This window comes from Weissella kandleri (genome assembly GCF_045504165.1).
Taxonomy (GTDB): Bacteria; Bacillota; Bacilli; order Lactobacillales; family Lactobacillaceae; genus Weissella; species Weissella kandleri_A.
The window spans coordinates 1-10,805 of record NZ_JBJJNY010000018.1 but is presented as its reverse complement, the minus strand read 5'-3'; the positions used below and the strand labels follow the sequence as shown (position 1 = coordinate 10,805).

The 10,805-nt window shown below is 40.6% G+C and carries 8 protein-coding genes and 1 tRNA gene; 8 read left to right on the top strand and 1 reads right to left on the bottom strand.

Annotated elements, in window-relative coordinates; genetic code table 11:
• Positions 1 to 63: 63 nt before the first annotated feature.
• The 8 genes from ACJQWY_RS06700 to ACJQWY_RS06665 all read left to right on the top strand — a co-directional run bounded on the left by ACJQWY_RS06700 (position 64) and on the right by ACJQWY_RS06665 (position 9,656).
• Positions 64 to 136: transfer RNA gene (locus ACJQWY_RS06700), tRNA-Thr, on the top strand.
• Positions 137 to 420: 284 nt separating this feature from the next.
• Positions 421 to 942: a GNAT family N-acetyltransferase gene (locus ACJQWY_RS06695; RefSeq protein ID WP_407076960.1), complete on the top strand. Its 522-nt coding sequence runs from the start codon at positions 421 to 423 to the stop codon at positions 940 to 942.
• Positions 943 to 1,125: 183 nt separating this feature from the next.
• Positions 1,126 to 2,313, top strand: a complete 1,188-nt coding sequence (locus ACJQWY_RS06690) for an exonuclease SbcCD subunit D (protein ID WP_407076959.1) — start codon at positions 1,126 to 1,128, stop codon at positions 2,311 to 2,313.
• 3 nt (positions 2,314 to 2,316) lie between these two features.
• Positions 2,317 to 5,487 (top strand): AAA family ATPase, encoded by a 3,171-nt coding sequence (locus tag ACJQWY_RS06685; protein ID WP_407076958.1) that lies wholly within the window; start codon positions 2,317 to 2,319, stop codon positions 5,485 to 5,487.
• Positions 5,488 to 5,513: 26 nt separating this feature from the next.
• Positions 5,514 to 6,083 carry a uracil-DNA glycosylase family protein gene (locus ACJQWY_RS06680; protein ID WP_407076957.1) on the top strand — a complete coding sequence of 190 codons (570 nt, stop codon included), beginning with the start codon at positions 5,514 to 5,516 and terminating at the stop codon, positions 6,081 to 6,083.
• A gap of 82 nt (positions 6,084 to 6,165) precedes the next feature.
• Positions 6,166 to 7,563 carry a C69 family dipeptidase gene (locus ACJQWY_RS06675; protein ID WP_407076956.1) on the top strand — a complete coding sequence of 466 codons (1,398 nt, stop codon included), beginning with the start codon at positions 6,166 to 6,168 and terminating at the stop codon, positions 7,561 to 7,563.
• Between the two features lie 81 nt (positions 7,564 to 7,644).
• Complete coding sequence (locus tag ACJQWY_RS06670) at positions 7,645 to 7,953, top strand: ArsR/SmtB family transcription factor (protein WP_407076955.1); 309 nt, start codon at positions 7,645 to 7,647, stop codon at positions 7,951 to 7,953.
• A 275-nt stretch (positions 7,954 to 8,228) separates the two neighbouring features.
• Complete coding sequence (locus ACJQWY_RS06665) at positions 8,229 to 9,656, top strand: amino acid permease (protein ID WP_407076954.1); 1,428 nt, start codon at positions 8,229 to 8,231, stop codon at positions 9,654 to 9,656.
• 69 nt (positions 9,657 to 9,725) lie between these two features.
• Here the strand turns inward: ACJQWY_RS06665 and ACJQWY_RS06660 are convergent, their stop codons facing one another.
• Positions 9,726 to 10,568, bottom strand: a complete 843-nt coding sequence (locus tag ACJQWY_RS06660) for a MurR/RpiR family transcriptional regulator (RefSeq protein ID WP_407076953.1) — start codon at positions 10,566 to 10,568, stop codon at positions 9,726 to 9,728.
• Positions 10,569 to 10,805 lie beyond the last annotated feature (237 nt).

Genomic DNA, 10,805 nt, shown 5'->3' with positions numbered 1-10,805 from the left:
GTTAATCGTGCTGTCGTCGGTTCGAGCCCGACATTCGGAGTTATATATTAGCTTTGCTGATATGCCGACTTAGCTCAGTTGGTAGAGCGACGGTATCGTAAACCGTAGGTCGAGGGTTCGATTCCCCCAGTCGGCATAAATAGTTAAATTTAAAACCTTACGGATGGCTTGAGATAGCTATTTGTAAGGTTTGTTTTTGTGCTTGTAGCATTTTTTGTAGCACTTTTTATAGGATATTTTGATGCTTGTTGCTCGGTGTGTATGGTATTTAGAATGAATTAAAGTATGAGCGTTGTTATCGCGTAAAAAAGATGTTAGGGTATTATAAGATATTTATCAGATATGAATTTAAAGGCTATAATCATATGAATATAGCCTTTTATATTTGGTTTAAGAAGTAGCTTAGAGGGGTTAGGTAGAATGATTTATTTAAGAAAAGCTAATTTAGATGATGTTAATCAAATTAATCGAGTGATTCAAGATGCAAAGGGACTTTTGGCCATGGATCAAATTCCACAATGGCAAGGGAGTTATCCGCAAAAAAGAGATTTATTAGTTGATGTTGAGCGGGATATGACGTATGTTTTGATTGATAACTGGAAAATAGTCGGGACTGCAACGATGGTAACGGGAGCTGAGCCTAATTATCAAAAGATTTATCAAGGGGAATGGCAACCATCTGATGGAAAGTATGTGACCTTGCATCGGATTGCGATTCAAAGTAATCTATCTGGTAATCACCTGGGTGAATTTTTGTTTAGTAATTTAATTAGTGAGGTCTATCGGTTAGGTTACAAAGAAATTCGCGTTGATACGCATCGACAGAATCTACGGATGCGGCATGTTTTGGGGCGAAATGATTTTGAATATGCCGGTGTCGTCTATATGGATGATCATCCTAATGAACCACGGAATGCATATCAATTATTTTTGGAAAAATAATTGCGTTCAATTTATAAGCAATGCAACTAATAGTGTTCGTAATGACTATTCCTGATAGTCGGTATGAACATTATTTTTTTGTCTAAATAAGTTCGAGAAGTTTTTAAAATTCAGTTTGTTTTTCCAAAAATCATGTAAAATGAACTTAAGTAGGGAAGCCACCAGTTAAAGGAGTATAAATAAATGAAATTCATACATACAGCAGATTTGCACATTGGGCGGACCTTGAATGGCTATAGTTTGTTACCAGAACAAAATGCAATGTTTGATCAAATTTTACATATCGCTCAACAAGAAAAAGTTGATGGAATTATTATTGCTGGTGATTTATATGATCGAGCCGTGCCACCCGTGGAAGCGGTGACAGCCTTAAATACCATGCTAGAAAAATTAAATTTGGTTAATCATTTTCCGCTATACATGATTACTGGTAATCATGATAGTGCTAAACGCATGCAATTTGGTCAACAATGGTATGGTGATCATGCCATGTATTTGGCGACGGATGTGGCTGCGGCGTTTCAGCCCATTACGGCAGGGACGACCCAAATCTTTTTGTTGCCATATTTAGACCCGATGGATGTCCGCGTCTATTATAAAAAGCAAGGCTGGTCCGATGAGAAAGTGCAAACGATTCGGACGTTAAACGATGCTTTGCAGTATATTTTACCAGAAATGGTGCAGCTTTTTGATCCGGCATTGAATCATATATTAGTTACGCATTTTGCTGTAAGTGCTAACTTGGAAGAGCCAATTGAACGGTTGAGTGAAACACCATCACAGGTGGGGGGCTTAGCTACGATTTCAAATCAGCTTTTTGCAGATTTTGATTATGTCGCCTTGGGGCATATTCATACGCGACATGCTTCACCCAGTGCGACAGTACGTTATGCTGGGAGCCCCATTAAATTTAATGTGAAAGAGGCCCAGGTTAAAAATGGACAAAAAGGGGTTGAAGTGGTAGAAATTGATGATCATCAGGTGAAGAGGCTTTTTCATCCTTTAATACCCCAAACAGATTTAATTGTCCTTTCAGCGTCTTTTGAAACGTTGTTAGATCCTGATTTTTATCAAAATCAGCCGGTCAAACAAGCTTATTTTGCGATTACCGTTGAAGATTTTGACCGTGCCACTTTGGCCGGGCGAAATATCCGGGCGGAATTACAGAATATATATGGGACAGTTGTTGAATTAGAGTATCAAGCTCCCGCGAATACATTGGAGCCGACGGTAAATCAGCCGCTAAGCGCAGATATCAGTCCCGAACAGGCAGTCAATCAGTTTTATCAAAAGATGATACAAGAAGAATTAACAACGTATCAACAACAAGTAATCGCCGAAACGTTTACGGAAATCACGCGAGAGGATTAAGTTATGAAACCAGTTTATTTAAAAATGGAATATTTTGGTCCTTATGCCTATGCAGAAATTGATTTTAGTCAATTGAATGAAGCATCAGTTTTTTTAATTTCAGGAGATACAGGCGCCGGTAAATCAACTATTTTTGATGCTATGACGTATGCCTTATTTGGATCGACGACTAATAATCGTAAAGCTGATAATTTACGCAGTCAGTTCGCTAGCCCACAGCAAACTACGGAAGTCACTTTTGTCTTTGAACAGGGACAACAACTATACCGGGTCGTTCGCCGTCCAGAACAATGGCGGGCTGCCAAACGTGGTGGTGGGTTGACCCGCGCGAAAACGACGGCAAATTTAGCGGTGGTCGAAAATCCACGGGGGAGTGAGACGAATGTGTTAGGGACCAAGCCTAAAGATGTTGGAGAGCAAATTCATAATTTGTTACATTTAGATGCAGACCAATTTAAAAAAATCATTTTATTACCACAAGATAACTTCGCGCAATTTTTAAAAGCCGACACCAATCAAAAAGAAGAATTATTAAAAAATATTTTTGGGACTAAAATTTATACTGACTTTCGTGAAGCTTTGAAAGTTAAATTAGCTGAATTAGAACAGCAACAGAAAACGGCTCGCAATAAAATGGATAGTTTATTGGAAGCGCCGTTGTGGGATGATGGTGAGAGAGAACAATTGCAGACTGCCTCTAGTTCGCAACAGCAGTCCGTTTTACGAGCGATTATTGAAACACGCCAACAAGCTCATGCTGAAAAACAACAAAAAGTGCAGTCATTGCAGGTTACATTAGACCAGTACGCAAAGCAACGGCAGGCGGCGGAAAAATTAAAACAAACTTTTGATCAACAAAAAAAGTTGCAAAATGAATATCAGACGAAGGTCCAAGAGCAACAACCTAATTTTGAGCACAATCGGCAACGGTTGACCGAGCTAAATTGGGCGAGTCAATTTCGTGATTTGCGCCAAAATGAGCGACGCTTACAGCCAGCAATTGAGACGCAAAAAGCGCAACTAGATAGATTACAAGCGGGTCTTAACGACGATCAAGAAAAGCTCAAGCTAGCATTGGAAAACTTGCAAAGTCTTGAGCAAAAGGCGTCAGATCAAACGGTGCGGCAACAACGGGTGCAACAGATTCAAATTATTTTGCGCGAGGCGGAGCTGCAAGAACGCCAAAAACAAAAACGCGCGGAACAAGCGCCGCATATTCATGAATTACAGCACTCAATTCAGCAAAAGCGGCTGGCCTTAATAACTGTAAAACGACAACTTAGTCAGATAAAGGCGGCGTTAAGTACACGGACTCAACTGCAACAGCAACATGATCTTTTTCAAGATTTACAATTATTAGTCCAAGATTTAAAAAATTTGAACACACAGGTCCGCCAACAAGAAGCGGCTGTGAGCCGAGCTAATCAAGCATTCGAACAAGCGCAAAAAAAGAGCTTAAAGCAACAACAACAAGTTCATGATGCTGAAAATGAATATCGAGGGAAGCAAGCACAACGCCGAACTTTGATGATTGCGATGTTGCAAAGTGAGCTAAAACCGGGGGAACCATGTCCGGTGTGTGGATCTTTAGAACATCCCAAATATGAGAATCATGCGGAAACGGAGAATCAAACGGTTTTACGTAATGCACTTGATGCGGTTGACAATGCGCAAAATCTATTAGAGCGGACTAAGACTGAATTAGCACATACGCAGGTGCAGTTAGATGAACTCCAACAAAAGCAGTTTGATGAAGAAAAGAATTTAGCAACGAAAAAGGTGGTTTTTCAAGATGCTTATGCCCATTTCTTACACCAGCCGCATGCCAACTTAAAGTGGTCAGACCAATATGATGAAAAACAAATTACGACTGATTTGAACCATGCTCAAGCGATGGTTGCCGAGCAGCTGACAGCTTTGCAGGAGCAAGTTGAGCGGCAACAAGAATTAAATCAAGCGTACGAACAGTTACAGAATAGTTTACAAAATGATCAGACGGCGTTGATTAAATTGGAGGCGACGCGGGATGAGGCTCAGGCTGAATTGCAACGTTCAATGCGGGTTTATGGTGAATTGCCGGCTGGTTCAGATTTGGAAGCAGAGCGAAAATCTTTAATTGAGCAAAGTGAAGCGTATGCGCAAGTATTGACGGATGCTAAAATTCAAGTTGATGAACAAAAACAGCATGTAACATTATGTCAATCCCAATTTAAGGCGCAACAAAGCACGTTACATAAACAACAAGCTGAGTTACAACAAGTCGAGGCTAAACTACAATCAGCGGTGAAGGAACCGGAAGCAAAGACCCAGGATGAAACTGAATTGTTGGCGTGGATTGATGCTGCAACTAGTGAAAAGTTAATGGCCTTAACTAGGGCGGTGCAAACTTTTGAGCAAGACCAACAGCGCTTGGTTGAAGCGTTAAAGACGCTTAAGACAGCATTACAAAATCAAGTTGAACCGGATCTTGATCAGCAGCGCGCGGTTGAAAATGATTTCCAGCAGCAAGTAAAAACTGCTGAGGAAGCGCAGATTATAGCGCAGCAAGCACTACAAGCTGCTCAGGAGATTCAAACGCAGTTAAAAGCGTTAGCAAAACAGCAAAGCCAACATTTGGATGAATTAATAGATTTGCGGCGTCTTTATCAAGTTATTAATGGGCAGGCTGATAACGATAATAAATTAAAACTTGAAACGTATGTCGTACAGCAATATTTGAAGACTGTCTTAGAGTATGCCAATCATCATTATTTAAATTTGCTTTCAAATAACCGATATCAACTGGAAATTAGTCAACAACCACGGACTAAGCAACGGGATACTGGACTTGATATTGATGTATATGACAATGAAACGGGTCAAATTCGTTCAAGTGAAACTCTTTCTGGCGGTGAAACCTTTATTTCAGCCCTGGCGATTGCGTTAGCCCTATCCGAAATTGTGCAAAATTCTGCACAAGGAGTGCAGATTGAAGCCCTCTTTATTGATGAAGGGTTTGGCTCGTTAGATCAAGAGACCTTGGAGAAAGCTTTAGATGCATTAGAAATGGTGAGCGCCAATCGAATGGTTGGAGTAATTAGTCACGTTTCTGAGATGAAAAATCGCATTGGTCAGCAAATTCTGATCCAAAAGATGGGGGATGGTCGGAGCCAAATTAGTTTAAAGGGTGTTTAGTGGTATGTTAGTAGGAGGAAGATGGTTTGAGTATTTATCATGAAATTGAACAGGCGTCAGAGAATCAAGTTTTCCAAGCGCAAGGTTGGCACCCATTATATGCTGCGCCTAAGACGGCCAAAATTTTAATTATTGGTCAGGCACCAGGCTTACGTACTCAATTAAAAAATGAGATGTGGCGTGACGCTTCAGGGGATCGTTTGCGCGATTGGATGGGGATTGATGAAGATATATTTTACCAATCTGGCTTAATCGGCGTTTTACCAATGGATTTTTATTTTCCAGGGAAAGGGAAAAGTGGTGATTTACCGCCGCGTCCGTTGGTAGCTGAAAAGTGGCATGCGCGTTTAATTGGTGAAATGCCACAAGTCACGTTAACCATTTTGATTGGAGCCTATGCGCAACACTATTATTTGCAACAACCAAAACGGGTCAAAATCACCGATAATATTCGTGATTTTACTCAATTTCTGCCAGCTTATTTTCCCCTAGTGCATCCTTCGCCACGAAATAATATCTGGCTTGCACAAAATCCGTGGTTTGAAAGCACAGTTTTACCAGCTTTGAAACAAGCTGTCCAACAAGCTTTAAAATAATTAGACTGGTTGCGCGATGAGCACGGCAAAGGTCACTAATTGGTATATAATAGAGTATACGTAGAAAAGGGAGGATTTAATAATGAGCTTTCAATATGAACCAACCGCATGTACGACAATTTTAATTGGTAAGGGTGCCACCAATGATGGTTCGACAATTATTGCGCGAACTGAAGATGCGCCAAATGGATCTTTTAATGCAAAAAAATTAATTGTGATGCAACCAGAAATGCAACCACGGCACTATAAGGCAGTGGTTTCAGGGGTAGAAATTGATTTACCCGATAATCCTATGCGTTACACGGCAACTCCGGATGTCGATGAAACCCATGGAATTTGGGGTGAAGCGGGAGTTAACGCTGAAAATATTGCGATGTCAGCGACGGAAACGATTACGACTAATGCACGCACCCTTGGGGCTGATCAACTAGTAGATGGTGGAATTGGTGAAGAGGATATGTTGACACTAGTTTTGCCTTATATTCATTCAGCGCGCGAAGGAGTGCAACGCCTGGGTGAACTTTTGGCTACCTATGGAACATATGAGATGAATGGAATTGCATTTTCGGATGTCGATGAAATTTGGTTCTTGGAAACCGTTGGTGGACATCATTGGGTCGCGCAACGCGTGCCTGATGATGCGTATGTAACTGTGCCTAATCAACGGGGGATTGAAACATTTGATTTGAATGATTCCAAGAATTTCATGGCTTCAGCTGATATGGCGCAATTTATTGCGGATAATCACTTGCAAGTTAGCGCTGAGTATAATGCGCGAGAAATGTTTGGAACACATACCGAGATGGATCATGTTTACAACACACCACGTGCTTGGTATATCCAACAAATGTTTACGCCAGCTGTTAAGCATGAACCAATGGATGATGATATTCCATTTATGCAACGTCCAGCGCATAAATTAACCATTGATGATGTGCATGCAGCTTTAAGTAGCCATTATCAAGGAACGATTTATGATCCATACGGTCAAATGGGGGATGAAACGACACGTCATTTGTTCCGTCCTATTGGAATCAACCGGAATTGTGACTTAAGTGTCTTGCAATTACGAGGAGATGTGGCGGATGACCAGCGTGCTTTGCAGTGGTTTGCCTTTTCAAGTATGCCGTTTGCCAGCTTAATTCCCGCCTATACGAATGTCAATAAGATGCCTGATTACTTTGCTGGAACAACCTTACGTGTGTCATCTGAGAACTATTACTGGATTAACCGGTTAATTGCTGGTTTGGTGGACGCTAATTATGCAGAGGCAATTCCGATGGTTGAACGTTATCAGTTGAAAACAATGGCTTTTGGTCACCGACATGTACAACTTAATGATCAACCTGGTCAAGACTTGGAGGCGGCCAATGCTAAGTTAGCTGAGGTCATGAAGGTCGAAACTGAGGATTTGTTAAATCAGGTCCTTTATATCCGCTCGAACTTAATGAAAAATGGTTATTCTCGTTCCGATAATTAAAAAATAGGAGGCAGGCGCATTGAGTTGCTTGCCTTTTTCTTTCTAAACGGACAACAATCAGAATTTAAGATGATAATAATTATGAAAACAGAAATGATAGACGAGTTAGAACAAATTTTTAAATTGTTGGGCAATCGCACCCGTTTAAAGATTATTACTTTATTACGGGAGCATGCTTATAATGTTAAAGAATTAGTCGCCACTTTGGAAATGGAACAGTCTGCTGTTTCACACCAGTTGAAACTATTACGGGAGGCACAGTTGGTGCAAACAACTAAACGCGGTCGGACGGTCTACTATTACTTGGCCGATTCGCATATTTTAATATTATTAGATAATGCGTTGATTCATATGGATCACGTACGCCGGCATGAAGAATGTCATAATTAGTGTTAATTAATGAAGGTTACATGAGAACATTCTCATAAAACGATTGTTCCAGAGAAATTAACGTGCTATAATATCTAAATTAAAGGCAGGTATTTAAATATGAATCATTTACCACAAAAATTTGAATTGACCTCCCTCCCCACCTACTTATGGTAGCTTTGGGGCTTTTAGATTAGGAATTGACTAACAAGCGCTGGGCCAACTCGCTAAGGTGAAAAGGACAGCGTTTTTTTAATGGATGTACGTGAAATTTAAAACGAAAGGCTGGCGTGGGGATGGTAGCGGATAAAAGTAAGCAGTCGGTTAAAGGACAAACGGATAAAAAACGGGATTTAAAAGGCGCTTTAACTTCTGGACAAATGCAGATGATTGCGCTGGGTGGCACGATTGGAGTTGGACTATTTTTAGGTTCGGCTTCCACGATTGCCTGGACGGGGCCATCCGTTATTTTAGCCTATGCGTTTATGGGCTTGATTTTATATTTAGTGATGCGAGCGCTCGGTGAAATGATTTATATTAATCCCACTACGGGTTCATTTGCTGACTATGCTACCAACTATATTCATCCGGTGGTGGGTTGGATTACCTCGTGGAGTAATATTTTTCAATATATTATTGTTGGGATTTCCGAAGTAATTGCGGTGGGAACTTATGTTAATTATTGGTTCCCAAGCGTCCCAGGATGGACGTCAGGGCTCGTTGTATTGGTAACCCTAACCTTAGCTAATTTAGTTTCGGTGAAAGCTTTTGGACGACTTGAGTATTGGTTTGCAATGATTAAAGTCCTGACGATTGTGTTGATGATTGTCTTTGGGATGTTAATGATAATCTTTGGCGTTGGCAACCATGGGCAACCAATCGGACTGAGTAATTTATGGAGTCATGGGGGATTCTTCACCGGTGGTTTTAAAGGCTTTATGTTTTCATTGGCCATTATTGCGGGGGCGTATCAAGGAATTGAAGTGCTAGGAATTACCGCCGGCGAAGCGGAGAATCCGCAGACGGCGATTGCTAAATCAATTCATTCAGTTGTTTTTCGGATTTTAATCTTTTATGTTGGTGCGATTTTTGTGATTGTGGCGATTTATCCTTGGAATCAATTGGGGACGCTTGGATCACCGTTCGTCGAGACTTTTGCAAAGATTGGTATTACTGGAGCGGCGGGAATTATTAATTTTGTTGTATTAACAGCAGCAATGTCGGGGGCAAATTCTGGAATCTATTCAGCCAGTCGGATGTTGTATAAATTAGGAAACGATAGTTATATTTCTAAGAGGATTGCTAAATTATCAAAACACCAAGTCCCATACCGTTCCATCTTAGCGATTTCGTTTGGCATTTTTTTAGGATTACTAATGAATGCCTATTTTGATCATTTTAGTCAGATTGGTGCAAAGTTGTTTGTGATAGTTTACAGTTCGTCTGTGTTGCCGGGGATGGTCCCATGGATTGTAATTATTATTAGTGAGTTACGTTTCCGGCATGCCAACAAGCATCAATTGGTAAACCATCCGCTGATGATGCCATGGTATCCATATTCAAATTATTTTGCGATTATGACATTATGCGTGATTGTCATCTTTATGTTTATTAATCCTGATACGCGGTTATCAGTCTGCATCGGGGCCGGTTATTTAATTTTCTTAACCATAGCTTATTTTATCTGGGCCAAACATCATCCGGATTTTAAACGGAATAAATAAAAAAACGTCTAACTCATTGTCAAAGTATCAGCTTGGCAAGAGATTAGGCGTTTTTGATTTGAATATAATTTATTTGCGAGTTTGTTCAATGGCATCACGAATTTCATCCACCACGGCAGCGGTCTTGTCCCCCATTTGCACACCGACGAGGGTAAAGAGGGTGTCGACAATGGTTAACTGGGCAATCAAAGAGGACATGGATTCACTACGAATATTAACTTCTTCGGCCGCACTAGCTAAGACTAAATCAGCATTTTTAGCAATTTCTGAATTTGGAAAGGCGGTAATGGCAATCGTTTTAACCCCATGGGCTTGTAGATGCTGCATCACCGATAGCGTGTCATGGTTACGACCGGAGTGGGAGATGACCAAGGCCACGTCCTCATTTGTCATGCGAACGGCTTCCATGACTTGAATATCGTAATCAGGGTGTTGAAAACCTTGGACCGGCGTACGTAAGAATTTATGATAGGCGTTAAAGGCTACTAGTGAAGATCCTCCGATTCCAAAGAATCCGACTTTACGCGCTGAGGCGATCCAGTCGGCTGCAGTGGCGAGATCATCATCACTGATCACTTCGTTTGTAGCTTTGAGTGCATTTTCCGCCCCAGAAAAAACTTTTTGAATAATCTGGTGCGTATCATCTTTTTCGTTGATTTCACCGAAGAACGTGCTATTGGTAGGAGTAGAAATCGCTAAGCTGAGTGAAAATTCACGAAATGAACTATAACCAATCCGCTTAACAAATCGGGAAATAGTTGCAGTTGATAGTGATGTCGCATCGGCCATTTCTTGAATGGTCATCTTTTGGATTTCGTTTTCGTGGTTTAAGATATAATGAGCAATTTTTTCATCAGAACCACTTAATTGGTTCAAAAATGAACGAATTCGGGAAAACCCACTTTGTGTCATGGAATTTGACCTCGCTTCCAAGTTTATATAGTATGCCTTAATTCTACCATCAAACGCTCAAAGCTAGTAGTTAGAGTTTGGGCTTAAGGGTTTGTTCGTTACAAAAACGCTTTTCTGAAAAAAATTTACAAAAATAACTTGAAAAAAGTAAACTTATTTCATATAATAAAGACATACTCAAAGAGAAGAGGAAATGATGATGAAGTTTGCAATGATCGGGCTTGGAAAGATGGGCCT

What these genes read in the sequence shown, in the direction of transcription:
- ACJQWY_RS06695 (WP_407076960.1), top strand. Translation starts at nt 421, where the DNA reads ATGATTTATTTAAGAAAAGCTAATTTAGATGATGTTAATCAAATTAAT.
- ACJQWY_RS06690 (WP_407076959.1), top strand. Translation starts at nt 1,126, where the DNA reads ATGAAATTCATACATACAGCAGATTTGCACATTGGGCGGACCTTGAAT.
- ACJQWY_RS06685 (WP_407076958.1), top strand. Translation starts at nt 2,317, where the DNA reads ATGAAACCAGTTTATTTAAAAATGGAATATTTTGGTCCTTATGCCTAT.
- ACJQWY_RS06675 (WP_407076956.1), top strand. Translation starts at nt 6,166, where the DNA reads ATGAGCTTTCAATATGAACCAACCGCATGTACGACAATTTTAATTGGT.
- ACJQWY_RS06670 (WP_407076955.1), top strand. Translation starts at nt 7,645, where the DNA reads ATGAAAACAGAAATGATAGACGAGTTAGAACAAATTTTTAAATTGTTG.
- ACJQWY_RS06665 (WP_407076954.1), top strand. Translation starts at nt 8,229, where the DNA reads ATGGTAGCGGATAAAAGTAAGCAGTCGGTTAAAGGACAAACGGATAAA.
- ACJQWY_RS06660 (WP_407076953.1), bottom strand. Translation starts at nt 10,568, where the DNA reads ATGACACAAAGTGGGTTTTCCCGAATTCGTTCATTTTTGAACCAATTA.